Raw genomic sequence first — 25810 nt, forward strand, 5'->3', positions numbered from 1 at the left:
AGGCTCAGGCTCAGGGCCTCAGGCATGGTGCGGCGCCGCCGGGGTGCCGTCGGGGCGGACTCCGGCGAACTCGTCCAGGACGGCGACCCGCAGCTCGTGGGCGCCGTCCGGCCGGCTCTGCTCGTAGTAGAGGTACCAGCGGCCGCGGGCCGGGACGAGGTCGGCGTACCGGATGTCCAGCCAGGGGCCGTCCGGGGTGAGGCGGTGCCAGCCGCGCAGGTCGGTGGAGGCGGCCAGGCCGCAGCGCTCCTCGTAGTTGCCGGCGGCGTCCGCCGAGCCGTCGTAGAGCGCGAGCCAGCCGCCCCGGCCGTCGGGCAGGACGGTGGTGATCCGGGACTCGTAGCCGTCCCAGGCGCCGGCCGGGCCGACGTCCAGGGCCTCGGCGGCGCGGCCCGGCGGGGCGGTGAAGCGCAGCCCGTCCGGGGACACCGCGAGCGCGGTGGGCTGGACGGTGAGGCCGGTGGTGTGGATGTCGGCGTCGGCGTGGGCGCGGTCCTGCTCCTCGGGGGTGAACGGCCGGGCGCGGGAGACGGTGGCGAACAGGTGGACGCCGGCGTCGGTTTCGAGCAGGTACGGGTCCTTGACGCCCTCGGTGCCGGTGGTCGCGGCGGTGAGGACGGGGGTGCGGGTGGCGAGGTCGAAGGACTCGGGGGCGTCGGCGCGCAGGGCGTCGACGCGCCAGCGGTTGTCGGCCGGGTCGACGTGGCTGAGGTGGAGCAGGTAGCCGCCGTCGCGGCGCAGCAGGGCGAGGCGTTCCATCGAGGGGGAGTCCAGTTCGTCGCGCCGGACGGACCACAGGTCGCGGAAGGCGATGCCGTCGGTGCTCTCGGCGACGGCGCAGCGCCAGCCCCGGTCGGGCCCGTGCGTCGCGCCGCGCGGGCGGCGCTCGCGGTAGGTGAGCAGGAAGCGGTCGAGGTCCGGCTCGTACCGGACGCCCGGGCAGCCGGCCCAGTAGCCGGGTTCGGGGCGCTCGGGGGCGCGGACGAGGTGGGAGGCGCCGAGGTCGGGCGCGGCGGGCAGGGCGGGGTGCGGCATGGATCCGTCCTTCGGGGGAGGAGTGTCGCGAAGTTTCTATCAGATCAATCAAAAGTCCGGGGCGGGCACGATGGGTCGTCGTCGACCGGCTGACCAGCGAGGTGGCCAGCTTCACCAGCAGGTCTTCTATGAAGGCGATGTTTCGCCCGATGGCGATCGCACGACACCGAACGGCCGAGCCTTGACCGTCCCCCGGAGATCGCGGCTACCTTCTTCTCAGAGTCGATCAAACATGGCCGACCAGGACCCGAGGAAGCCCCGCCCCGATGACCGCCCCCAGCACCGACGCACCCGGCTACGCCGGCCTGGGCCTGTACGTCGGCGACCTCCACAACCACTGCGGCATCAGCTACGGCCACGGGAGCATCGAGGACGCCTACGCCAACGCCCGGCTCCAACTCGACTTCGCCAGCGTCACCGGCCACGGCTGGTGGCCCGACCTGCCCGAGCGCACCCCCGAACTGGCGAGCCTGGTCGACTACCACACCGAGGGCTTCGCCCGGCTGGCCCGGGTCTGGGACCACGTCCAGGACGTCACCGCCGCCGCCCACGAGGACGGCCGCTTCGTCACCTTCCAGTCCTTCGAGTGGCACAGCCTCGCCCACGGCGACCACTGCGTGTACTTCGACGGCCCGCGCGGCGAGATCATCCGGGCGGCGGACCTGGACGAACTGCGCGCCCGGCTGCGGGTGCTCGCCGCCCAGGGCGTGCGCACCTGGGCGCTGCCGCACCACATCGGCTACGGGCCGGCCCGCCGCGGCATCGACTGGGCCTCCTACACCGAGGAGTTCGCCCCGGTGGTGGAGATGATGTCGATGCACGGCTGCGCCGAGTCCGACGAGGCGCCGCGCAGCTACCTGCACACCATGGGCCCGCGCGCCGGCGCCGCCACGGCCGTCCACGGCCTGCGCCTGGGCCACCGCTTCGGGCTGATCGGCTCCACCGACCACCACAGCGCCTTCCCCGGCAGCCACGGGCACGGCCGGGTGGCGGTCTGGGCCCCGGAACTGACCCGGGACGGCATCTGGAACGCCGTCCAGCAGCGCCGCACGTACGCGATCACCGGAGACCGCATCCTGCTCGCCACCTCCGTCAACGGCGCCCCGATGGGCGCCGAGGCCGCCTCCGCCGACCGGCGCCGGATCCACGTCACCGTCCAGGGCCGGGACGCGCTCGACCACGTGGAACTGCTCCGCAACGGCGTACCCGTCCACCGGGTCAGCCGGCCCGAACTCCTCGCCGGTGCCGGCGGATCGGACGCCTTCTCCGGCACCCTGGGCTTCGCCGTCGGCTGGGGCCGGCGCGGCGAACCCGTGCACTGGGACGTCGTGCTGCGGATCGAGGGCGGGCGGCTGCTGGACGTCCAGCCCCGGTTGCGCGGCCCGGAGACCGTCGCGCCGGCCGAGGCCGAGCCGGACACCTACCGGCCGTCCTGGTGGGAACGCACCGGGCCGGGCGAGCTCCGGCTGCGGACGGTCACCGACGGCAACCCCAACACCGCCACCGACAGCACCCAGGGCTTCTCGCTGCGGATCGAGGGCGACACGCGCACCCGGCTGGTCGCCGTCGTCAACGGCGTCGAGAGCGCCCACGCCGTCGGCGAACTCCTCGCCGGCACGCGGACCGGATTCACCGGCGGGTTCGTCTCCGGCGCCTACCGCTTCGACCGGGCCGTGCCCGACCGGGAGACGACCGCCGAATTCGAGCTGACCGACGAACGCCCCGGCGGCGACGGGGACTTCTACCACGTTCGGGTCCGGCAGCTGAACGACCAGTGGGCCTGGTCCAGCCCGACCTGGGTGGGACCGGCCGACTCCTGTCGCCGGGCCGGCTGACCCCGGGCGGGTCAACCGGCCCGGATCACCGGTCGCCCGTCCCCGAACCTCCAGAAGGAGAAGAACCATGTCCCGCCTCCCCGGCCGCCTCGCCGGCGCCGTGCTCACCGCCGCCCTGGCCGTGACCGCCGCCGCCCCGGCCCACGCCGCCGTCCCCGCCCCTGCCGCTCCCACCGCTCCCGCCCCGGCGTCCGGTACCGACGTCTTCGCCGACGACTTCGAATCCGGCACCGTCTCCGCCTGGACCCGCCAGCGCGTCGACGGCAACGGCAGCATCACCGTGGCCGGCGCCCCCGCCGGCGCCCCCGCCGGCGGCAGCGGCCGGGCCGCCCGCTTCGCCGTGCCGAACGACGGCGTCTCCTACCGCTCCGAGGTCGCCGTCAACTCCCTCGGCTGGGGCAGCTACCGCTTCGCCCTCGCCGACTACCTGCCCGCCGACTGGGTGCCGACCCCCACCGAGACGATCGTCGCCCAGTGGCACGGCTACCCGCTCGCGGACGGCAGCGACACCAAGCCGCCGATCGCCCTGACCGTCAAGGACGGCAGCTGGCGGCTCAAGGTGCACTGGCTGTCCGACCCCAGCACCGTCCAGGAGGCGGTGATCCCGCTCGGCGACGTGCAGTTCGGCCACTGGAACCAGTGGGCCTTCGACATCACCTGGTCCACCGACACCACCCCCGGCGCCGTCACCGTGTTCCGGGACGGCGCGCAGGTCGGCGCGTACAGCGGCCTCAACAACTACCACCAGAACCAGTCGCCGTACTTCAAGACCGGCATCTACCGGGCCAACTGGAACCCGGCCAAGAACATCCCCTACCCGACCGGCGGCCCCGACGTGGTGGCCTGGAGCGACAGCGTCGTCGTGACCAGGTACTGACCCGCGCGCACGGACCCCGGACCCCGAGAACCGAAGAGGTAGCACCACCATGAGCGACGCAGCCCGTCACCGCGGCCTGCCCCGAAGAGGCTTCCTCGGCCTGAGCGCCGGAGCGGCCCTGCTGGCGGCGGGCTGCCGCTCGGCCACCGAGGACGCCGCCGGCGGGGCCGCGGCCTCCGCCACCGCCTCCGCGCCGGACCTCCAGATCGTCTACGGCGCCGCCCCCGACCCCACCCAGCTGCTCCACCGCGGCCCGGACACCCCGGTGTTCGTCAACCTGGTGCTGGACCGGCTGGTCGACCTCGACCCGCAGACGCTGCAGCCCGTGCCCTGGCTCGCCACCTCCTGGGAGTGGAGCGCCGACCGCACCCGGCTGGTGCTCAAGCTGCGCGAGGACGTCACCTTCCACGACGGCCGCCCGCTCGACCCGGACGACGTCGTCTTCTCGCTCACCGGCGCCGCCAAGTCCTCCCAGGTCAAGCCGCTGCTGGAACGGCTCGCCGACATCAGGGCGAGCGCCCGCAACGAGGTCACGCTCACCCTCGCCAGGCCCACCAGCAACCTGTTCGACGCGCTCGCCTTCAACCCCGTGGTGGACGCCCGCAGTTACGTCGACGGCAAGGCCGCCGAGAAGGTCAACGGCACCGGGCCGTTCACCTGGCAGTCGTTCAAGGGCGGCAACCAGCTCGACCTGGCCCGCCACGACCACTACTGGCAGAGCGGGCGGCCCCGCTTCGAGCGGATCACCGTCCGGTCGGTGACCAGCAGCCAGGCCGCGCTGTCCGCCCTCCAGTCGGGGCAGTCCCACCTGATCGGCGCGGTGCCCGGACGCGACCTCAAGGTGCTGGGCGGGAACCCGGGCTTCGCCGTGCAGTCCGCCAAGTCCTCCTACCAGCAGGCGTTCCTCGGCGTGAACACCACCAGCAGGCCCTTCGACGACCGCCGGGTGCGCCAGGCCCTGCAGTACGCGGTGGACCGCGAGCGCATCGTCGCCCAGGTGTACGGCGGCCACGCCGAGGCGAGCAGCCTGCCCTGGCCGTCCAACACCCCCGGCGTCACCCCCGACCAGGTCACCCGCTACCCGCACGACCCCGAGAAGGCCCGCGGGCTGCTCCGGGAAGCCGGCGCCGAGGGCGCACGGGTGCCGCTCACCGCCGCCAACTCGCCGGTGTTCGCCTCCCTCGTGGAACTGGTCAAGTACGACCTGGAGCAGGCCGGCTTCGGCGTCGACGTGCAGCTGCTCGACAACGCCGCACTCCAGCCGAAGATCCAACAGGGCACGCTGGACGGACTGTTCATCGCCAACCACGGCATGGTCAGCGTCTCCCCGCTGAGCGGGATCACCGTCTCCGGCCCGCTCCAGGTCGGCCGGAACACCTCGCACGTCACCGACCCCGCCTACGCCGAACTCCAGTCCCGCGCCTTCGCCGCCGCCGACGAGCGGGCCCGGGCCGACGTCAACCACGAACTGTCCGAGTACCTGCTGGCCGAGTCCTTCCACATCACCCTCGCGCACGCCTGGGAGACCTACGCCTTCGCCTCCTCGGTCCACGGCGTGGCCACCAGCGCGCTCGGCTACCTGCGGCTCGACGACACCCGCCGCACCGCCTGACGCGCCGCAACGCGACCGCCGTCCCAGGGCGACCCCCACCGTCCTGGGACGGCGGCCCCCGCCCGCCCGACCATCCGGAGTACCCCCGTGCCCTACTGGACCAGAAAGGCGGCCGGCGCGCTGGCCACGCTCTGGCTCGCCTCCGTCGCCGTCTTCCTGCTGCTCCGCCTCGCCCCCGGCGACCCGGTGTCCGCCGCGCTCGGCGCCGAGGCCGACCAGGAGCAGCGCGACCGGCTCGCCGACAGCCTCGGCATGGACCGGCCGATGCCCGTCCAGTACCTGGGCTGGCTGCACGGGCTGCTCACCGGCGATCCCGGCAGCTCCTTCCACTACCGGGAACCGGTCACCCGCCTGATCGGCCAGAGCGTCGGCAGCACCGTTCAGCTCGCCCTCGCCGCCGGCCTGCTGATGCTGGTCCTCGGCCTGCTGCTGGGCGTCGCCCTGGCCTCCGAGCGGCGCGGCCGGCTCGCCCGGGTGCTCGACCCGGCGGCCACCGCCCTGCTGGCGCTGCCCGTGTACGTCACCGCCGTGCTGTTCGTCTTCGTCTTCGCGGTGCTGCTGCGCCTGCTGCCCGCCGGCGGCGAGCGGGACCTGTTCGCCGCGCCGGACCTCGCCGTCCAGTACCTCGCCCTGCCCGCGGTGGCGCTCGCGCTGCCGGGCTCGGCGGTGCTGGCCCGGCTGCTCGCCACCGAGCTGCGCCGCACCCGCCAGGAGGAGTTCGTGCTGACCGCCGTCGCCAAGGGGGCCTCGCCCCGGCGGGTCCTGGCCCGCCATGTGCTGCCCAACAGCCTGGCGCCGTTCTTCGTCGAGTTCGGCCTGCACCTGGGCGAGCTGCTCGGCGGCGCGGTGGTCGCCGAACAGCTCTTCGCCCGGCACGGCCTCGGCCAGCTGCTGCTGGACGCCATCAACCAGCGGGACTACCCGGTCGCCCAGACCCTGATCATGCTCGCCGTCGCCGTCGCCGTGCTCGTCCAGCTCGGCTCGGAGCTGCTGGTCGGCCGGCTCGACCCGCGGATCGCCCGCGCCGGCACCGGGGAGGACCGGTGACCGCCACGACCACCCCCGCAGTGCGCCGCCGGCGGCTCGCCCCGCCCGCCCTCCCGGCCGCACTGCGCACCCGGCGCGGCCGCACCGGCGCGCTGCTCGTCCTCCTGGTGGTGCTGCTGGGGCTGCTCGGCCCGCTGCTGGCCGCGGACCCCTACCGGCAGGGCCCGGACGCCCTGGCCGGACCGTCGGCGGCCCATCTGCTGGGCACCGACGAGGTCGGGCGCGACCTGCTCGCCCGGGCGCTGGCCGGGATCCGCACCGAGCTGCTGGTCTGCCTGCTGGCCGTCCCGGCGGCCGCCGTACTCGGCACCGCGCTGGGCCTGCTCGGCGGGCTGAACCGGCTGCTGGGCGAGGCCGTCCAGCGGCTGTTCGACCTGCTGCTCGGCCTGCACGGCGTCCTGCTCGGACTCGCGCTCGCCCTGCTGGTGCGCCCCGGAACCGGAACCGTGGTGGCCACCATCGTGCTCAGCGCGCTGCCCTCCTTCGGACGCCAGGCACGGGCGGCGCTGCTCGCCCAGCTGGCCCGCGACCACGTGGTGGCGGCCCGGGTGCTCGGTGTGCCGCGCGGCCGGATCCTGCGCCGCCACGTGCTGCCGAACGTCGTCGACGCCACCACCGCGCTGCTGGCCGTGGCGATGGCGCACGCCGTCAAGACCGAGGGTGGCCTGAGCGTGCTGGGCCTCGGCATCCAGCCGCCCGCCCCCTCGCTCGGCACGATGATCAACACGGGCTCCAAGTACCTCTTCCTCCACCCGGGTTACGCGCTGGCGCCGGTCCTCCTGCTCGGCCTGCTGGTGTTCGGCCTGACCCTGCTCGCCGACTCGTTCAACCGGGAGAGACTGCGTTGACCACGACTGATCCGGTGACCACGACCGATGCGATGGCCACGACCGATGCGCCGACGACGACCGGTGCGGTGGCCACGACCGGGACCGACCGGGCCCCGACCGCCGCCGCGGTGCCGGGCCCGCCGCTGCTGGAGGTGCGCGGCCTGCGCGTCACGGCGGGCGGCGGCGAGGCGGTGCGCGGGGTGGACTTCACCGTGCGGCCGGGCGAGATCCTCGGCCTGGTCGGCGAGTCCGGCTCGGGCAAGACCCTCACCGCGCTGGCCGTCAACCGGATGCTGCCGCCGGGCTGCCGCACCACCGGCGGCACCGTCCGGTTCGACGGCACCGACCTGCTCGCCCTGCCCGAACCCGCCGTGCGCGCGGTGCGCGGCCGACGCATCGGCATGGTCTTCCAGGACCCGCTGGCCCACCTCAACCCCCGGATGCCGGTCGGCCGCCAGCTCGCCGAGGCGGCCCTGGTGCACGGCGCGAGCCGCCGGGCCGCCCGCGACCGGGCGCTCGAACTCCTCGACCTGGTCGGCATCGCCGAGCCCGCGCGCCGTTACCGCGACCGGCCGCACGAGTTCTCCGGCGGCATGCGCCAGCGCGTGCTGATCGCCATGGCGATGGCCAACCGCCCGGACCTGCTGATCGCCGACGAGCCGACCACGGCGCTCGACCCGAGCACCCGGGTGGAGATCCTGGACCTGCTGGTCCGGCTTCGCGACGAGACCGGCACGGCCGTCCTGCTGATCACCCACGACCTCGGCGTGGTGGCCCGCAGCTGCGACACCGTCCAGGTGATGTACGCCGGACGGATCGTCGAACGGGCGTCCACCGCACACCTGTTGGCCGCACCCCGGCACCGGTACACCGCCGGGCTGCTGGCCGGCGTGCCCCGGCTGGACGGTCCGCCCGGTGCACCGCTCGCCGTCATCGGCGGACGCCCGCCGGCGGCCGGCCGGGCGCCGGACGGCTGCGCCTTCGCCCCGCGCTGCGCGGCCGCCGACGACCGCTGCACGGCCTCGGCGCCGCAGTGGACCGGCGAGCCGGACTCCGGATTCGCCTGCCACATCCCGGTGTCCCAGGCTGTGATGACGGAACGTCAGGACAGCGGGCGGCGACGGTCGAAGCGGGCCGCCGAGCCCGTCCTGGTCGCCGACCGCCTCACCGTCCGCTACGGCCGCCGCCGACCGCCGGCCCTGGAGGACGTGAGCCTGAGCGCCGCGCCCGGCCGGGCGGTCGGGGTGATCGGCGAGTCCGGCTCCGGGAAGTCCACCCTGGCCCGCGCGCTGCTCGGGCTGGTGCGCCCGCAGGCCGGGACGGTGCGGGTGGACGGCCGGTCCTGGGCCGAGGCCGACCGCGCCGAGGAGCGCGAGCTGCGCCGCCGGGTGCAGTTGGTCTTCCAGGACCCGTACGCCTCGCTCAGCCCCCGGATGACGGTGCGCGAGGCGCTGGCCGAACCGCCGGCCGCCCACGGGCTGCGGGACCGCGACCCGCGCGGGCTGTGCGAGCTGGTCGGCCTGCCGGAGGCGGTGCTCGACGCCCGGCCGCACCGGCTCTCCGGAGGCCAGCGCCAGCGGGTCGCGATCGCGCGGGCCCTGTCCGTCGGCCCGCAGGTGCTGGTCGCCGACGAGCCGACCTCCGCGCTGGACGTCTCGGTCCAGGCGCAGATCCTCAACCTCTTCGCCGAACTGCGCGAACACCACGGCGTCGGGCTGGTGTTCATCTCGCACGACCTCGCGCTGGTCCGGCACCTGTGCGACGACGTGCTGGTGCTGCGGCACGGCCGGGTGGTCGAACGGGCCTCCGCCGCCGAGCTGTTCGCCGCCCCCGCCCACCCGTACACCCGGGAGCTGCTGGCCGCCGCCGGCGCCCCCGGCCTGCCCCGCCCGTGACCGGACTCTGGAGCCCCATGCCTGCCGTGCCCCCTTCCCGTCGCCAACTCCTGCTCGGTACCGGTGCGGTGGCCGCGCTCTCGGTGCTCGGACCGGCCACCGGTGCCGCCGCCGCGCCGACGGGCCGGCCGTCGAACGGACCGGACGTGACCGAACTCGGCCCCGGGAACAGCGACTTCCCGCTGATGAGCGCGACGCTGATCGGCGACACCCTGTGGATCGGTTCGCGCAATCTCGCCCCGGCCCGGGTGATCGGCCACCACCTGCCGACCGGCCGGGTCACCGCCACCGTCGAGCTGCCCACCGGCAACTTCGTCCAGGGCTCGGCCGCCCGGGACGGCGTGCTCCACCTCGGAGTCACCGACGCCCCGGGCGCGGCCAACCTCTACCGCTACGACGGCACACTGACCGCGCTCGGCAACGTCCCCGGCGCCGACGTCCGCGACGTGGCCGTCGCACCGGACGGGACGGTCTACGCGACCGGACGGCAGAAGGGCCGGGCCGCCGGCCCCGGCCTCTACGCCTGGAGCCCGGCCACCGGCGCGGTCACCGAGGTCGCCTCCCCGGCGCCGGGCGCCACCCAGGGCCGCGCCGTGGCGGCCACCGCGACCCACGCCTACCTCGGCGTCGGCAGCAATCTCGCCGGGGGCGGCGGAGCGACCCGGGCGAGCCTGTACGCCGTCGAGCGGGCCACCGGCGCCGTCACCGACATCACCCCGCCCGACCTGCGCGGCGACACGATCATCCGCCGGATCACCGTCCTCGGCGACGACCTGCTGGCCGTCTCCACCGAGGGCGCGCCCGCCCACGTCGCGCTCCTCGACCCGGCCGGCCACCGGGTGCTGTGCTCCTTCGCCGTCCCCGGCACCAAGAGCGTCACCAACTTCCAGCGCCGCGGGGACACCCTCTGGTTCACCTCCACCGAGCACGGCGTGCTGTGGCGCCACGACCTCGCCACCGGCGCCCTCGACCAGTTCGCGGTGCCCGTGCCGGACGGCAACTCCTGGGGCCTCGGACGGCTCGGCGACACCCTGGCGGGCGTCACCGAGGGCGGCACCGTCTGGACCCTGGACCTCGGCACCGGGACCGTCACCACCCGGGACCTGGTCGAGGCCGGCGCGCCCGCGGCCCCCCAGCTCGGCATGTCGGTGGCGGCCCGCGCCGGGCGGGTGTACGTCGGCGGCAACGGCTCGATCGCCCTGCACGACCTGGCCGCCGGCACCGTCCGCAAGCTCCCGGTGCCGGGCGAGGCCAAGGACACCCTGGTCCTCGACGACGGCACCCTCTACCTGGGCGTCTACTCCTCGCAGGGCATCTGGCGCTACCGGCCGGGCGTCGACCGGGCACCGGTCGAGGAGGCGGCGCTGCCCCAGGAGCAGAACCGGCCCCAGGTGATCCGCCGGGACCCCGACAGCGGCCTGCTGCTGCTCGGCGTCCAGGCCGACACCACCGGCGGCGGCTCCTTCGTCACCTACCGCCCGGGCAGCGGCCGGCCCACCGTGCACACCGACCCGCTGGGCCCGGAGCAGATGGTGCGCGCCGTGGCGGCCGGGCGCGGACAGGCCTTCCTCGGGGGCGACAACGCCCGGCCCACCGGCCCGCGCGGCGACCTGGCCGGCTGGGACCCGGTGGCCGGCCGCGAACTGTGGCGCACCGCGACCGACCTGGGCGCGGGCGTCAGCAGCCTGGCCGTGCACGGGCACACCCTGTACGGGCTCACCGTGAACGGCCGGGCGTTCACCGTCGACCTGCGGGGCTCCGGGAGGCGCGGGTTCACCCCCGTGATCGGGCGGCGCGCCGACCTGGGGGCGGTGTCCGGCGCCAACCCGCGGCTGCTGGCCCTCGGCGGGGCCCTGTACGGGGTCAGCGAGCGCACCCTGTTCCGGCTGGACCGCGACACCCTGGCCGCGACCGTGCTGGTCGAGCTGGACGCCGAGTGGTACAGCGGCGCCCGGCTGGCCGCGGACGAGGACGGGGTGCTCTACACGCTGCGCGGGCGCGAACTGATCGCCGTCCGGCCGTAAACGGCGGGGAGCCGTAAACGGCGGGGGAGCCGTAAACGGCGGGGAAGGGGCCGGCCCGGGTGGGCCGGCCCCTTCGCGTCAGTGCGCGGCGTGCTGCTTCCCGGTGGCCCGCGGCTCCCCGGTGGCCGACGGTTCCCCGGCGGCCCGCGGGACGAAGCGCGCGAACGGGTCGGCGACCTCCGCGCAGTGTTCGGACAGCAGGGCCCGGAAGCGGTCGAGCAGTGCCGCGTGCCGGGCGTCGACCGCGAGGTTGACCAGTTCGCCGGGGTCGGCCGCGAGGTCGAAGAGCTGCTCCCGGTGGTCGCCCCAGGCGTAGCACACGTACTTGTGCCGCCCGGCGCGGACCATCCGGCCCAGGGCGTTGTTGAAGCCGGGGATCTCCCAGCGGGTCTCGACCACCACGCTGTCGTGCGGCCGCGAGGCGCGGACGCTGCGGCCGGGCAGCCCGTCGGGCCCCTCGATGCCGGCCAGGTCACAGAGCGTCGGGATGAGGTCCAGCCCGGCCGCGACCAGCCGTTCGTCGACGGCGCCGGCGGCCACCCCGGGCGCGGAGACCACCAGGGGCACCCGCACGCACTCCTCGTACAGGGCCCACTTCTGGTTCCAGCGGTGGGCGCCCGCGCCGTCGCCGTGGTCGGAGCTGAACACCACCACGGTCCCGCGGTCCGTGCCGCGCTCCGCCACGGCCTCCAGCAGCAGTCCGATGTGCCGGTCCACCCGCTCCACCAGGGCGTAGTAGGCGTGCCGGTAGCGGCGCCAGTCGTCCTCCCGCCACCCGGCGGTCGGATGGGTGTGCGGCTGGGCCAGCCGGGCCAGCCGGGGCAGCGCCGGATCGTACGGCCCGACCGGGAAGTTGGCGGGCAGCGGCGGGAGTCGCGGGACGGGCGGCGCGGGCGGGAGCGGACCGGTGCGCGGGTCCTGGCCGCGGGCCCACTCGCAGATGCCGTGCGGCTCCAGGAAGGAGGCGACCAGCAGGAACGGCCGCTCGCGCGGGGCGCGGACGAACTCCGCGGCCGCGCGGGCGAGTCCGGCGTCGTCCCCGCCCGCCGGGTGGATCCGGCGAAAGCCCCGGTCCGCGGGCAGGTCGAGCTCGGGCAGGTGCCACTTGCCGCCGTAGCCGCAGTCGTACCCGGCCCCGGTGAACAGCCGTCCGAGCAGCGGGTCCTCGGGGCCGCCGGTGTTGCCGGTCACCCCGACCGCGCTGGGCAGGCGGCCGGTCATCAGACTGGCCCGGGAGGGCGTGCAGAGCGGCTGGGCGCAGTAGGCGTTGGGGTAGCGGGTGCCGGCGGCGGCCAGCGCGTCCATCGCGGGGGTGCGCAGGTACGGGTTCCCGGCGGCGCTCATCGCGTCGGCGGTCTGCTGGTCGGTCAGGATCAGCACCACGTCCGGGCGGCTCCGGTTCAGGGGGTCGGGCACGGGTCAGGCCATCCGTTCGTAGGTGTGCGGGTCCAGCGCCCGGCGCAGCGGCGCTCCGCGCAGCCAGCGCTCGAACTCGTCGACGACCAGATCGCCGAGCCGGCGGCGCTCCAGCCCGCGGCTGCCCGCCAGGTGCGGGGTGACGACGACGTTGGGCAGGGTGAACAGTGCGGAGCCGGGCAGCGGCGGCTCGGGGTCGGTGACGTCCAGCACGGCGAAGAGGTCCGGTCGTTCGGCGAGGACGGCCAGCAGCGCGGGCTCGTCCAGGACGGCTCCGCGCGAGGTGTTGACCAGGGTGGCGCCGGGCTTCATCGAGGTCAGCAGCCGCCGGCCGACCAGGCCGCGGGTCCCGGGCAGCAGCGGGGTGTGCACGCTCACCACGTCGGCGGTGGCGAAGAGTTCCTCCGGGCCGACGGCCCGGACCCCGGGCGGCGGCGCCGGGGCGTACGGATCGTGCGCGAGGACCTCGACGTCGTAGCCGCGCAGCATCTCGCAGACCAGCCGCCCGGTCGCGCCGAGCGACAGGACGCCGACGGTGGAGCCGTACGCGCCCGGGGTGCGGGCGGCCGGGACGGCGGCGCGGGCGGCCCGGGCGGCGAGGACGTGGCGCCAGCCGCCCTTGAGGGCGTAGACGATCTGGGCCACGGTGAACTCGGCGACCGGGACGGCGTTGGCGTGCGCGGCGGTGACGATCGGGATGCCCGCCGCCCAGAACGCCTCGCCGGCGATCCGGCGCACCGAGCCGGCGGCGTAGAGCACCAGTCGCAGGCGGGGGAGCCGGGCCAGCGCGGCGGCGTCCAGGACGGGGCCGCCCCAGCCGGTGAACAGCACCTCGACGTCGCGCAGCGCCTGCGGTGCGGCGGCCAGCCGTTCGGCGCTCCACACCCCGTCGGGCGAGGCCGGGTCGGCCAGCACCTCGGCCCGGGCGGCGATCCGGGCGCGCGCCCGGGGGCCGTACACGTCGGGGAAGCGCTCCGGGTCCATCGCGAAGGCGGCGGTGGGCATCCGGTTCTCCTCGGGTCGCTGACACACAAGGAGTTTCTATCACAGTGAGAAATAGTGGCGGTTTCGTCGTGCGGGCGTCCTGTGGGCGTCCTGCCGGCGTCGTGCCCGTCACGCCTGGCCCGCGGGCCTCAGCGGGTGATGAAGGTCGCCCCGTCCGCGAGCCGCACCGCCGCCGAGGCCGCGCCGACCAGCTCGGTGGTGGTGCTGTGCACGACCACCAGACGCGGCAGCACCGGCACCCGCCCCTGCAGCCGGCTCTCGATCGCCGCCGGGAGCTCGCCCCCGCTCTCCCAGAACAGCCGCCCGCCCAGGGCGATCAGCTCCGGCGCCAACACCGCGCTCAGGTTGGCCACCACCAGCGCCAGGTCGTCGGTGAGTTCGCCGATCAGCCGGACCGCCGCCGGATCGCCCTCGCGGCCCAGCCGGAACAGGCCCGCCACCCGCTCCGCCGGGGTGCCGGACACCGTCAGGCCGGCCTCGGTGATCCGCCGGTCCACCGCGTGGTCGCCGATCCTCGCCTGGGTGTCGCCGGTCCGTCCGAGCGGCCGGTCCAGCGCCGCGTGGCCGGACATCAGATGGCCCAGCGCCCCGGCCGCGCCCAGCCGGCCGCGGTGCAGCCGGCCGTCCAGCACGATCCCGGCGCCGACCTCGATGCCCACCACGACGGCCGCCAGGTCGCCCACGCCGGCCGCGGCCGGCGACTGCCGCACCGCCAGCGCGACCAGGTTGACGTTGCTCTCGACCGCCACCGGGACGCCGTAGCGCTCCTGGAGCAGCACGCCCAGCCGCAGTCCGGGCCAGTCCAGGGCGGGCGCGAACTCCACCAGCCCGGTGCGGTCCCGGACCACCCCGGGCACGCCCACGACGAGGGCGCGCGGCGCCCCCGCGTGCCGCCCGGCCCAGTTCCGCAGGCCGTCCACCAGCGCGAGCAGGGGGCCGGTCAGGTCGCCGGCCGCGATCTCCCGCGCCCGGTCCGGGCCGGGGAACGCCCAGTGGTGCTCGGCCTCGTGCAGCACCGTGCCGTCCAGGGCGGCCACCACGCCGACGATCCGGCGCGGGCGCATCGCGATCGCCAGCACGGTCTGCGCGCGGGCGTTGTACCGGATCAGCTGCGGCGGCCGGCCCCCGCTGGACGGCGCCCGTTCCGTCTCCACCTCCACCAGCCCCTCGGCGCGCAGCACCTCGACCAGCCGGTGCACGGTCGCGGTGCTCAGCCCGCTCTCGGCGGCCAGTTGCTGCCGGGACAGCGTGCCGTGCCGCCGCAGCACCTCCAGCAGGACGGTCTGGTTCACCTGGGCGACGGTCTGCGTCGTGGCGGTGGCGGGGGTACGGCTCGGGGGCATCGCGGGCTCCTCGGCCCGGGTCGGGCCCGGGCGGTCAGGACTTTGTCTCAGCTTGAATATATCCTTGGCCCGGCCGTCCGGGGCCGCCCGACAAGCCATGGAGCCGCCATGCCGCTCGCCTACTCCACGCTCGGCGTCCCCGGGCTCCCGCTGGCCGAGGCCGCCCGGCTCGGCGCCGACCACGGCTGGGACGGGCTCGAACTGCGCTGCGCCGAGGGCGAGTCCGTCCACCCGGCGATGACCCCCGGGGAGCGCCGCGCCGCCGCCCGCACCCTCCGCGCGCACGGCCTCACGCCCCTCGCGCTCGCCTCCTACGTCGGCGTCGCCGCCCCCGGACCGGACGCCCCGGTGACCGACGCGCTCCGCTCCCACCTGCGGCTCGCCGCCGACCTCGGCGCGGGCGCCGTCCGGGTCTTCCCGCGCGGCGGCGACGGTCCGCGGGCCGAGGCCGACGGCCGGGGCGCCCGACGGCTCGTGGCGGTCGCGCGGGAGGCCCGGGCGCTGGGCGTCCGGGTGCTCGTCGAGACCCACGACTCCCACCGGGGCGGACGGTCGGTGGCCGGGCTGCTGGCCCGCGTCGCCCACCCGGCCGTGGGCGCCCTGTGGGACCTGATGCACACCCACCTCGCGGGCGAGACTCCGGCCGAGACCCGGGCCGCGCTCGCCCCGTACCCCGGCCACGTGCAGGTCAAGGACATCGCCGGCCCGCACGACCGCACCCCGCTCCCGCTGGGCGCCGGCGTCCTGCCGATCACCGACTGCCTGCGCCTGCTGCCGCCCGGCGCCTGGGTCTGCTGGGAGTACGAGGCGCCCTGGCACCCGGCGGCCGCGCCGCTGCCCCCGCTGCTCGCGTCCGGCGCGGCCTTCCTCACGGCAGCGGTCGAAGGAGTGTCGGGGCAGGGAGCTGTGCCTGACGGAGCGTCACCGGTACGAAGCGGTCCGGGCGTTGCCGTTCGGTGACACGGAATGCTCCATTCCGTCGACTGTTCGCACTAGTTTCGAATTGCACCCGGCGCCCGCCCTCCGGCCCACACAGGAGGGACGACCCGCACCGGCTGCTCCTCACCCGTACTGCGCTCAGGAGAACCCGCATGCCCCTCTCGACGATCCGCCGCGTGACCGCCATTCGTACGCTGGCCGGAACCGTCCTGGCCGCGGCCCTGCTGGTTCCCGCCGCGACGGCCTGCTCTCCCACCTCGGACACCCAGGGCTCGGCCGCTCCGACCACCGCCCCGACCGCCGCCACCGCACCGGCCACCACCCCCGCCGCCACGGCACCGGCCACGACGCCCGCCGCGTCCGGCATGCCCGCCACGCACGGCGCCACCGCCCCGACCGCCGCCCCCACCGGGCGCGCCGCGACGACGCCGGCCGCGCCGCCCAAGACGGCCCCGGGCGTCCGCACCGAGACCCTGGTGGACGGCAGCACGGCCGAGATCAAGGACCTCGGCAACATGCACTACGTCGCCAGGATCCTCAACAAGGGTCAGGTCCTCGCCACCATGGAGACGAAGGAGCACGACGACGGACTCGACGCCAACGGCATGTTCGTCATGCTCTCGCTGGACGGCCGGATCCACTCCTGGATGGGCGGGAGCCACCAGGGACCGGGCACCTTCAAGCTGGCGGGCGGCTGGACGGCCAAGGTCACCAAGCTCGGCGAGCTCCGGTACCGGGCGGAGATCCTCGGCAACGACAACGCCGTGTACGGCACGCTGGAGACGGACCAGCACGACGTCGGCGTCGACGCCAACGGCATCTTCATCGTGCTCTCCGCCGGCGGTGAGATCAGCGCCCACGCGTGAGTGTGTGCCGGCGGCGGGTTGGTGGCGCGGGGGAGCCGGTGCATAGGGTGGGGCCGATGTGTCGCCGTACCCGTGGAGAATCCGATGAATTCGACCCCTGTTTCCGACGGCCTTCTCCCGGTCGGGGTGATCGGGCTCGGTGACATCGCGCAGAAGGCGTATCTGCCGGTGCTCACCGCGCTGCCCGGGCTGGACGTCCGGCTGATGACCCGGGACGCGGCGAAGCTGGACAGGATCGGCGAGGCCCACCGGATCGCCCCCGAGCACCGCTTCACCGACCTCGGCGCCCTGATCGGCAGCGGGATCCGGGCGGCGTTCGTGCATGCCGCGACCAGTCAGCACGTGCCGATCGTGGAGCAGCTGCTCACCGCCGGGGTGGACGTCTACGTCGACAAGCCGCTCGACCAGACCCTGGACGGCGCCCGCCGGCTGGTCGACCTCGCCGACCGCACCGGCCGCTCGCTGATGGTCGGCTTCAACCGCCGCCACGCGCCCGGCTACGTCCAGGCCAAGGAGCGCCCGCGCGATCTGATCGTGCTGCAGAAGAACCGCGAGGGCCTGGCCGAGGCGGCACGCCCGCTGGTGTTCGACGACTTCATCCACGTGGTGGACACCCTGCGCTTCCTGGCCCCCGGCGAGATCGAGCACGTGGACGTCCGCTCGCGGGTCCGCGACGGCCTGGTCGAGCACGTCGTCCTCACCCTGGCCGGCGACGGTTTCACCGCCCTGGGCATCATGAACCGGGTCTCCGGCTCCACGGAGGAGGTGCTGGAGGTCTCCGGCGGCGACTCCAAGCGCGAGGTGCGCAACCTGGCCGAGGTGATCGACCACCGCGGCCAGCCGACCGTCCGCCGCCGCGGCGACTGGGTGCCGGTGGCCCGTCAGCGTGGCATCGAGCAGTGCGTGCTGGCCTTCCTGGCGGCCGTCCGCGCCGGGCACACCCTGGACGCCCATGACGCGCTGCGCACCCACGAGCTGTGCGAGCTGGTCGTGGAGCGGATCGGGGCTTCCTGGGAGTCGGCTGGGAGCGGGCTGTGAGGATTCCGGGCTGACCTGGTGTCAAGTCATCTCCGGGGAACCGACAGTTCACCGGCAGGGTCTTGTCGGGGCATTTTCTACGCGCGTATCTTGAGGGGCGCCGCGGGGGGTGGGTGTCCGTCCCCCGCTTCTTCTCTACGCGAGTAGCGCGCGCTCGAAGCGCGCCTCCGCCCGGACCGCCGTGCCACGCCAGTGCCGCACGACGGAGCTAGGAGTCCAGCCCCGGTGACCACCGCCCCCGCACCCCGCCCCCGCAGAGCCCTGCTGCGCGCCGCCCTGATCCCGGCCTCGCTGGCCGCCTCGCTGGTGCTCGTCCCGCTGCCGGTGGCCAACGCCGCCACGCCCGCGACCCCCGCCCCGACCGAGGTCGGCCCGCTGCGGATCCACGACATCCAGGGCGGCACCCGGATATCCCCGCAGACCGGCAAGCCCGTCACCGGCGTGCCCGGCATCGTGACCGGCGTGCGCGCGTACGGCAGTTCCAAGGGCTTCTGGCTCCAGGACCCGAACCCGGACGCCGACCCGGCCACCAGCGAGGGCGTCTTCGTCTTCACCGGCGGCAACCCGACCGTCAAGGTCGGCGACTCGGTGCTGGTCAGCGGCAAGGTCACCGACTACTACCCGAACTTCAGCGGCGGCTCGCAGTCCCTCACCGAGATCTCCGCCCCGGGCGTCACCGTCCTGTCGGCCGGCAACCCGCTGCCCGCCCCGGTGGTCGTCGACACCCGCAACATCCCCGGCACCTACGCCCCGCCGGCCGGTGCGGACGGCTCCGTCGACGGCGTGGCGCTCAACCCGGAGAAGTACACCCTGGACTTCTACGAGTCCCTGGAGGGCATGCTCGTCCAGGTCAAGGACGTCCGGGTGATCCAGGCGACCGACAAGTACAACGAGCTGTGGGTCGCCGCCGACCGCCAGGACCAGCGCAGCAAGCGCGGCGGCGTCCTGTACGAGTCCTACCGCGAGCCCAACGTCGGCCGCCTGATGATCCAGCAGCAGGCCGCGGTCACCCAGCAGCCCTTCCCGGTCGCCAACGTCGGCGACGAGCTGACCGGCACCACCACCGGCCCGCTGGACTACAACAACTTCGGCGGCTACACCCTGGTCGCCGGCACCATGGGCACGCTGAAGGACAACCACCTCCAGCGCGAGGTCACCGCCCAGGCGACCGACCGCGAGCTCACCCTCGCCACCTACAACGTGGAGAACCTGGCCCCGGGCAACCCGGACGCCAAGTTCGCCGAGCTGGCCCAGGGCGTCGTCACCAACCTGCGCTCGCCCGACATCGTCGCCCTGGAGGAGATCCAGGACAACAACGGCGCCAAGAACGACGGCACGGTGGACGCGAGCCAGACCGTGGCCAAGTTCATCGCCGCGATCAAGGCGGCCGGCGGCCCGGCCTACGACTGGCGCTCGGTCGACCCGCAGGACGGCAAGGACGGCGGCGAGCCCGGCGGCAACATCCGCCAGGTGTTCCTGTTCAACCCGCAGCGGGTGTCCTTCACCGACATCCCCGGCGGCGCCGCCACCTCCGCCGTCGGCGTGACCGGCACCGGCGCGAGCACCGCGCTGACCGCCTCGCCCGGCCGGATCGAGCCGAACGACGAGGCCTGGACCAACAGCCGCAAGCCGCTGGTCGGCCAGTTCTCCTTCCGCGGCAAGAAGGTCTTCGTCATCGCCAACCACTTCAACAGCAAGGGCGGCGACCAGGGCATCGACAGCCGCTTCCAGCAGCCGGTCCGCAGCTCCGAGGTGCAGCGGATCAAGCAGGCCACCGTGGAGCAGGCCTTCGTCGCCCAGCTGCTGGCCGCCGACAAGGAGGCCAAGGTCGTCTCCCTCGGCGACTTCAACGACTACCAGTTCTCGCCCGCGCTCGGCGCGCTCACCAAGGACGGCGTGCTGCGCGACCTGGTGAACGAGCTGCCGGAGACCGAGCAGTACTCCTACGTCTACCAGGGCAACTCCCAGGTGCTGGACCACATCCTGGTCAGCCCCGAGGTCGGCTACGCCAAGTACGACGTGGTGCACATCAACGCCGAGTTCGCCCAGCAGGCCAGCGACCACGACCCGCAGGTGGTCCGCATCAAGCCGTAGGGCCGCACGGAGCCGTAGGGCCCCGGGAATCCGGGGGCCCCGGCGCGGCTATCCTGCCTCCGCCGCCGGTGATCACCGGCGGCGGAGGCAGTGTCGTGCGACGGGGAGACCATGGACTACCGGATCGAGCGGATCGGGCGCGCGGACTGGCAGCGCCTGCGGAAGGTGCGGCTGGCCCAACTCCTCGACACGCCCCTGGCCTTCGGCGAGACCCACGAGGACGCGAGCCGCCACGGCGAGGGCGAGTGGATGGCCCGGTGCGGCTGGGTCAACGAGCCCGACCGCCTCGGCCTGGTCGCGGTGGACGCCGCGGGGGAGTGGGTCGCCACCATGCTGTCCGTCCCGAACCGGAGCCAACCCGGCGCGCTCGACCTGATCGGCGTCTGGGTGGACCCGGCGCACCGCGGCCGGGGCCGCGGCGTCGCCGACGCCCTGCTGGACGCGGTGCTCGCCTGGGCGCGGGTCCGGGGCGCCGGGCGGATGCTGCTCGGGGTGCACGAGGCGAACCCCCGCGCCGCCGCCTTCTACCTGCGGCGCGGGTTCGCCTACACGGGACAGGAGACGCCGTACGTGCTGGACGCCTCGGCGCGGATCCTGGAGATGGCGCTCCCGCTCGGCCGGGCGGGAGCGGAGCGGCCCCGGTAGGGCGCGGCTCGGCTACGGCTCGGGTACGGCTCAGCCCAGGTACTGGGCCAGCGCCTCGCCGGTCGGCGTGGAGCGGGCGGCGACCAGGTCGGCCGGGGTGCCCTCGAAGACCACCCGTCCGCCGTCGTGGCCGGCCCCCGGACCGAGGTCGATGATCCAGTCGGCGTGCGCCATCACCGCCGGGTGGTGCTCGATCACGATCACCGACTTGCCGGACTCGACCAGCCGGTCCAGCAGCCCGAGCAACTGCTCGACGTCGGCCAGGTGCAGCCCGGTGGTCGGCTCGTCCAGCACGTAGACGCCGCCCTTGTCCGCCATGTGGGTGGCCAGCTTGAGCCGCTGCCGCTCGCCGCCGGACAGCGTGGTGAGCGGCTGGCCCAGGCTGACGTAGCCGAGTCCGACGTCGGCGAGCCGCTCCAGGACGCGGTGCGCGGCCGGGAGCTTCGCCTCGCCCGAGCCGAAGAACTCCTCCGCCTCCGTCACCGACATCGCCAGCACCTCGGCGATGTCCCGCCCGCCCAGGCGGTACTCCAGCACCGCCGGCTGGTACCGCTTGCCCTCGCAGTCCTCGCAGGTGGTGGCCACCCCGGCCATCATCGCCAGGTCGGTGAAGACCACCCCGGCGCCGTTGCAGGTCGGGCAGGCGCCCTCGGAGTTGGCGCTGAACAGGGCCGGCTTCACGCCGTTGGCCTTGGCGAAGGCCTTGCGGACCGGTTCGAGCAGACCGGTGCAGGTGGCCGGGTTGCTGCGCCGGGAGCCCTTGATCGCCCCCTGGTCGACGGAGACCACGCCCTCCTCGCGCGGGATCGAGCCGTGGATCAGCGAGCTCTTGCCGGAGCCCGCCACCCCGGTCACCACCGTGAGCACCCCGAGCGGGACGTCCACGTCCACGTCCCGCAGGTTGTGGGTGCCCGCGCCGCGGATCTCCAGCTTCCCGGTGGGCTTGCGGACGTCCTCCCGCAGCGCCGTCCGGTCGGAGAGGTGACGGCCGGTCACCGTGCCACTGGTGCGCAGCCCCGGCACGTCGCCCTCGTAGCAGACCGTGCCGCCGGCCGTGCCCGCCCCGGGGCCGAGGTCGACCACGTGGTCGGCGATCGCGATGGTCTGCGGCTTGTGCTCCACCACCAGCACCGTGTTGCCCTTGTCCCGCAGGCGCAGCAGCAGCTGGTTCATCCGGTCGATGTCGTGCGGGTGCAGGCCGGTGGTGGGCTCGTCGAAGACGTAGGTGGTGTCGGTGAGCGAGGAGCCGAGGTGACGGACCATCTTGACCCGTTGGGCCTCGCCGCCGGAGAGGGTGCCGGAGGGGCGGTCGAGCGAGAGGTAGCCGAGGCCGATCTCCACGAAGGAGTCCAGGGCCTGCCGGAGCGTGCCGAGCAGCGGCGCCACCGAGGGCTCGTCGAGGTCGCGGACCCAGGCGGCGAGGTCGCTGATCTGCATCGCGCAGGCGTCGGCGATGCTGATCCCGGCGATCCGGGAGGATCGGGCGGCCGCGCTGAGCCGGGTGCCCTCGCAGTCGGGGCAGGCGGTGAAGGTGACGGCCCGCTCCACGAAGGCCCGGATGTGCGGCTGCAGCGCGTCCTTGTCCTTGGACAGCATCGACTTCTGGATCTTGGGGATCAGGCCCTCGTAGGTGAGGTTGACGCCGTTGACCTTGACCTTGGTCGGCTCCCGGTACAGGAAGTCCCGCATCTCCTGCTCGGTGAACTCGCGGATCGGCTTGTCCGGGTCGAGGAAGCCCGAGTTGGCGTAGACGCCGACCGTCCACCAGCTGTCGGTCTTCCAGCCGGGGATGGTGAACGCGCCCTCGGAGATCGACTTGCCGTCGTCGTACAGCTGGGTGAGGTCGATGTCCGAGACGGTGCCGCGGCCCTCGCAGCGCGGGCACATGCCGCCGGTGATGCTGAAACTGCGCTGCTCCTTGACCGTCTTGCCGGCGCGCTCGACGGTGACGGCGCCGGCGCCGCTGATCGAGGGCACGTTGAAGGAGAAGGCCTTGGGGGAGCCGATGTGCGGGGTGCCGAGACGGCTGAAGAGGATGCGCAGCATCGCGTTGGCGTCGGTGGCGGTGCCGACGGTGGAGCGCGGGTCGGCGCCCATCCGCTGCTGGTCGACGATGATCGCGGTGGTCAGGCCTTCGAGGACGTCCACCTCGGGGCGGGCCAGGGTGGGCATGAAGCCCTGGACGAAGGCGCTGTAGGTCTCGTTGATCAGCCGCTGGGACTCGGCGGCGACGGTGTCGAAGACCAGCGAGCTCTTGCCGGAGCCGGACACCCCGGTGAACACCGTCAGCCGGCGCTTGGGGATGTCGACGCTGACGTCCTTGAGGTTGTTCTCCCGTGCGCCGTGCACGCGGATCAGGTCATGGCTGTCGGCGAGGTGCGGCTGCGCGTCCGTCCGCTTGGGCATCGTTCTCTTCGCTCCCTGGCTCTCGGCGGTCTGTGGAGGGGCCTGCTGGGCGGGCCCGCCCAGCGGCCGCCGTCGGTGTGCTCGAACCGTTCGATCCAACCATCGTTCCGGCCGGGATCGAACGGGTTTCGAGTGCGACGACGACGGGCTGGGCGGGCCCGGCGCCCGTGGGACCGGCTCAGCCCAGTTCGTTGAAGCGGACCATGTTGCCCGCCGGGTCGCGGAACGCGCAGTCGCGGACGCCGTACGGCTGCTTGGTCGGCTCCTGGACCAGCTCGGCGCCGCCCGACTTCAGTCGGTCGTAGACGCCGTCCAGGTCGCGGGTGCCCAGGACGACCCGGGCGAAGGTGCCCTTGGCCATCATCTCGGTGATGGTCCGCTGCTCCTCCTCGGTGCGGCCCGGGTCGGCGGACGCCGGCTCCAGTACCAGGGAGACGTCGGGCTGGCCGGCGGGGCCGACGGTGATCCAGCGCATCGGGCCGCCGCCGACGTCGCTGCGCACCTCGAAGCCCAGCAGATCGCGGTAGAAGGCGAGGGAGGCCTCGGGGTCGGTGTGGGGGAGGAAGGTCCAGTGAATGGTGATGTCGCTCATGACTGCAACGCTAGGCGCGCACCCCGGCCGGGCGCTTCTCGAATCCTGATCGGTCCGGGCGGCCGCGAATCTCGTCGGGTAGAGCGGCCGTGCAAAGCGGCTGTGCCGGCCGCGGGCCCAGGGGGAGGGGCTGCGGCCGGCACGGCCGGAACGGGTCCTGAAAGGGTTCTGAACAGGTCCTAGCAGTCGGGGATGGTGGTGCCGTTGTTGTCCTTGGCCACGTCGTTGCCCCACCGGGACAGGTAGAGCGCGGACACCCACTGGCCGGCGGGGCCGCCGTCCGAGTCGGTCTTCAGCCACCAGTGGTTGTAGCCGGCGCCGCTGGACATCTCGCGGCCCCAGGCCTTGCAGTAGACGTAGTTGGTCCCCTGGTACAGCGTCCCGGTGGCGTTGGTGGAGGTCGGCGAGGCGTAGACGTTCGCGGTGGAGTTGGTGTCCACCCAGTACTTGCCGGTGGCGGGCGGGGTGCCGCCACCCGGGCAGTCGGGGATGGTGGTGCCGTTGTTGTCCTTGGCCACGTCGTTGCCCCACCGGGACAGGTAGAACGCGGACACCCACTGGCCGCCGGGGCCGCTGTCCGGGTCGGTCTTCAGCCACCAGTGGTTGTAGCCGGCGCCGCTGGAGACCTCGCGCCCCCAGGCCTTGCAGTAGACGTAGTTCGTGCCCCGGTACAGCGTTCCCGTGCTCGTGGTGGAGGTCGGGGAACCGTACACCGGCGCGTTGGCGTTGGTGTCCACCCAGTACTGGCCGCTGTTCGACGGAGGCGGGGTGGCGGGCGGCGTCGTCGGGGAGGTGCTGCCGGGGCCGTACAGCCGGATCGCGCCGTAGTAGTCGCCGTGCGAGGAGAGCGCCGCCACCTGGACGTAGCCGCCGGAGTAGGGGGCCTCGACGATCCAGCCCTGCCCGAGGTACATCGCGACGTGGTGGATGGTGGAGGCGGTGTTGCCGAAGTACACCAGGTCGCCGGGGAGCAGCGGCGCGGTCCCGTCCGCCCGGTAGTAGCGGGCGACCGCCCGGGAGGTCGGCCACTGGGTCCGGGTGGTGCCGTTGATGACGTCCGCGCCGACCGCCAGGTCGTAGGCGTAGCGGACCATGCCGGAGCAGTCCAGGCCCCGGACGTTGCAGTCGTTGGGGGCGCCGTTGGCGGGGTCGCAGAGGCCGTACGTCGGACCGGGCTGCGAGCCGTGGCCGCCGCCCCACGAGTACGGGGTGCCTATCAGCCCGCAGGCGGAGCGGACGGCGGCGGTCGCCTGCGGCGCCGCGCCGGTGGAGAGCACCCCGCAGGCGGGTGCCGCCTGAGCGGCTCCGGCCCCGGCGAAGAACACGCCGACCGACACCAGCACCGACAGCAGAGCCGCCCACCGCAGCGGGGCGACCAGCCACCGCGACAGAAGGTTTACGCGCGTAGTCATGGTCGCGAATCCTTCCGGAGGCGCTGACTCCGGGTCAATGGTTCGGCGGCACACGGATCCTGGGGTTCCGGTAGTTGCCGGTTCGCTGGTCACGGGCACGGAAACCGGCAACTGCGCGGCAGGCGGCGAGGGCGTTGCCGGGGTGATCCGCCGAGGGCCGGGGGCCCGTCGCGTCCGCGGAAGTCGCGGGGGAAATACGACAGAGGATGTCGGGTTCTGCGGAGACAGTGGGGTCACCGGCCGGCGCCGTGACGGTGACGGCCGGGACGACACACGGAAAGACGCACGGAACTCGCACGGAAGAAGGACCCCCCATGCGCGAAACACCCGACGAGCTGCGCCGGCTCCAGGCCCTCCTCGACACCTCGCTCTCCCGCTCCACGACGCACCTGCGGTCGATCATCAGCAGCGAGCGCACCCTCACCGCCGGGCAGCTCACCGGCGTGCTGACCGGCATGTGCACGCTCGCGCTGTCCACCGTGACGGCGAAGGGCGAGCCCCGGATCAGCGGCGTGGACGGGCACTTCCTGCACGGCATGTGGCACTTCGGCACCGCCCGGGGCGCCGCCAAGGCGCGGCACCTCGCCGCCCGGCCCGCCGCCAGCGCCGCGCACCTGCGCGGGGAGGACCTGGGCGTGTTCACCCACGGCACCGTGGAGGTCCTCAACCCCCACGACGGCGAGCCGGCCGCGGACTGGCCGGACCTGCTCGCGTACTTCCGGGACTTCTACGGCGCCGACGCCTTCGACTGGGACAATGACGTGGTCTACTACCGGCTGCACCCGCAGTGGATGGCCGTGTTCGCCTCCGACCCCGCCAGGCTCGGCGAGGGCGCCGAGGGCGGCGAGGTCGGCGGGAGGGCGGGGGAGGCGTGACCCCGCTCGCACCGGACCCGCTCG

The 25810-nt window shown here is 74.3% G+C and carries 20 protein-coding genes; 13 read left to right on the top strand and 7 right to left on the bottom strand.

Going from position 1 to position 25810, the window contains the following annotated elements; translation table 11 throughout:
* Positions 1-18: 18 nt before the first annotated feature.
* Complete coding sequence (locus ACWGJO_RS20760) at positions 19-1035, bottom strand: hypothetical protein (RefSeq protein ID WP_452185692.1); 1017 nt, start codon at positions 1033-1035, stop codon at positions 19-21.
* A 266-nt stretch (positions 1036-1301) separates the two neighbouring features.
* Here ACWGJO_RS20760 and ACWGJO_RS20765 point away from each other — a divergent pair, with 266 nt between their 5' ends.
* From ACWGJO_RS20765 to ACWGJO_RS20795, 7 genes are all read left to right on the top strand, one after another.
* The gene (locus tag ACWGJO_RS20765; RefSeq protein ID WP_452185694.1) at positions 1302-2870 is read left to right on the top strand and encodes a DUF3604 domain-containing protein; all 1569 of its coding nucleotides are present in this window, start codon (positions 1302-1304) and stop codon (positions 2868-2870) included.
* A gap of 67 nt (positions 2871-2937) precedes the next feature.
* On the top strand, positions 2938-3747 hold the full coding sequence (locus tag ACWGJO_RS20770) for a heparin lyase I family protein (protein ID WP_452185696.1): 810 nt from the start codon (positions 2938-2940) through the stop codon (positions 3745-3747).
* 49 nt (positions 3748-3796) lie between these two features.
* Positions 3797-5359: an ABC transporter substrate-binding protein gene (locus ACWGJO_RS20775; RefSeq protein ID WP_452185698.1), complete on the top strand. Its 1563-nt coding sequence runs from the start codon at positions 3797-3799 to the stop codon at positions 5357-5359.
* A gap of 87 nt (positions 5360-5446) precedes the next feature.
* Complete coding sequence (locus ACWGJO_RS20780; RefSeq protein ID WP_452185700.1) at positions 5447-6406, top strand: ABC transporter permease; 960 nt, start codon at positions 5447-5449, stop codon at positions 6404-6406.
* Complete coding sequence (locus ACWGJO_RS20785; RefSeq protein WP_452185702.1) at positions 6403-7254, top strand: ABC transporter permease; 852 nt, start codon at positions 6403-6405, stop codon at positions 7252-7254. The genes ACWGJO_RS20780 and ACWGJO_RS20785 overlap by 4 nt, the downstream gene beginning before the upstream one ends.
* 14 nt (positions 7255-7268) lie before the next feature.
* Positions 7269-9131: a dipeptide ABC transporter ATP-binding protein gene (locus ACWGJO_RS20790; protein WP_452185704.1), complete on the top strand. Its 1863-nt coding sequence runs from the start codon at positions 7269-7271 to the stop codon at positions 9129-9131.
* A 26-nt stretch (positions 9132-9157) separates the two neighbouring features.
* Complete coding sequence (locus ACWGJO_RS20795; RefSeq protein WP_452185706.1) at positions 9158-11155, top strand: hypothetical protein; 1998 nt, start codon at positions 9158-9160, stop codon at positions 11153-11155.
* A 78-nt stretch (positions 11156-11233) separates the two neighbouring features.
* On the opposite strand, the gene ACWGJO_RS20800 is transcribed toward ACWGJO_RS20795, so the two are convergent.
* The 3 genes from ACWGJO_RS20800 to ACWGJO_RS20810 form a co-directional block, all read right to left on the bottom strand.
* A complete protein-coding gene (locus tag ACWGJO_RS20800; protein WP_452185708.1) occupies positions 11234-12571 on the bottom strand; it encodes a sulfatase family protein in 1338 nt (445 codons plus the stop codon).
* A 3-nt stretch (positions 12572-12574) separates the two neighbouring features.
* Complete coding sequence (locus ACWGJO_RS20805) at positions 12575-13576, bottom strand: hydroxyacid dehydrogenase (protein WP_452185710.1); 1002 nt, start codon at positions 13574-13576, stop codon at positions 12575-12577.
* A 128-nt stretch (positions 13577-13704) separates the two neighbouring features.
* Positions 13705-14919, bottom strand: coding sequence for an ROK family protein (locus ACWGJO_RS20810; protein WP_452185712.1), 1215 nt, complete (start codon positions 14917-14919; stop codon positions 13705-13707).
* Between the two features lie 108 nt (positions 14920-15027).
* Between ACWGJO_RS20810 and ACWGJO_RS20815 the strand changes: the two genes are divergently transcribed.
* From ACWGJO_RS20815 to ACWGJO_RS20835, 5 genes are all read left to right on the top strand, one after another.
* Positions 15028-15879: a sugar phosphate isomerase/epimerase family protein gene (locus ACWGJO_RS20815; RefSeq protein ID WP_452185714.1), complete on the top strand. Its 852-nt coding sequence runs from the start codon at positions 15028-15030 to the stop codon at positions 15877-15879.
* Between the two features lie 131 nt (positions 15880-16010).
* Positions 16011-16724: a hypothetical protein gene (locus ACWGJO_RS20820; RefSeq protein ID WP_452185715.1), complete on the top strand. Its 714-nt coding sequence runs from the start codon at positions 16011-16013 to the stop codon at positions 16722-16724.
* Positions 16725-16808: 84 nt separating this feature from the next.
* Positions 16809-17762 (top strand): Gfo/Idh/MocA family protein, encoded by a 954-nt coding sequence (locus ACWGJO_RS20825; protein ID WP_452185718.1) that lies wholly within the window; start codon positions 16809-16811, stop codon positions 17760-17762.
* A 225-nt stretch (positions 17763-17987) separates the two neighbouring features.
* Positions 17988-19856: an endonuclease/exonuclease/phosphatase family protein gene (locus tag ACWGJO_RS20830; RefSeq protein WP_452185720.1), complete on the top strand. Its 1869-nt coding sequence runs from the start codon at positions 17988-17990 to the stop codon at positions 19854-19856.
* Positions 19857-19967: 111 nt separating this feature from the next.
* Complete coding sequence (locus tag ACWGJO_RS20835; protein ID WP_452185722.1) at positions 19968-20501, top strand: GNAT family N-acetyltransferase; 534 nt, start codon at positions 19968-19970, stop codon at positions 20499-20501.
* 30 nt (positions 20502-20531) lie between these two features.
* Here ACWGJO_RS20835 and ACWGJO_RS20840 read toward each other — a convergent pair whose 3' ends face one another.
* From ACWGJO_RS20840 to ACWGJO_RS20850, 3 genes are all read right to left on the bottom strand, one after another.
* Positions 20532-22907 carry an ATP-binding cassette domain-containing protein gene (locus ACWGJO_RS20840; RefSeq protein WP_452185724.1) on the bottom strand — a complete coding sequence of 792 codons (2376 nt, stop codon included), beginning with the start codon at positions 22905-22907 and terminating at the stop codon, positions 20532-20534.
* 178 nt (positions 22908-23085) lie between these two features.
* Entirely contained in the window at positions 23086-23499 is a 414-nt protein-coding gene (locus ACWGJO_RS20845) for a VOC family protein (protein ID WP_387731480.1), read from the bottom strand.
* A gap of 179 nt (positions 23500-23678) precedes the next feature.
* Complete coding sequence (locus ACWGJO_RS20850; RefSeq protein ID WP_452185726.1) at positions 23679-24911, bottom strand: C40 family peptidase; 1233 nt, start codon at positions 24909-24911, stop codon at positions 23679-23681.
* 314 nt (positions 24912-25225) lie between these two features.
* Between ACWGJO_RS20850 and ACWGJO_RS20855 the strand changes: the two genes are divergently transcribed.
* Positions 25226-25786, top strand: coding sequence for a pyridoxamine 5'-phosphate oxidase family protein (locus ACWGJO_RS20855; RefSeq protein ID WP_452185728.1), 561 nt, complete (start codon positions 25226-25228; stop codon positions 25784-25786).
* Positions 25787-25810: the final 24 nt, after the last annotated feature.

Source organism: Kitasatospora sp. NPDC054795, from assembly GCF_053611565.1.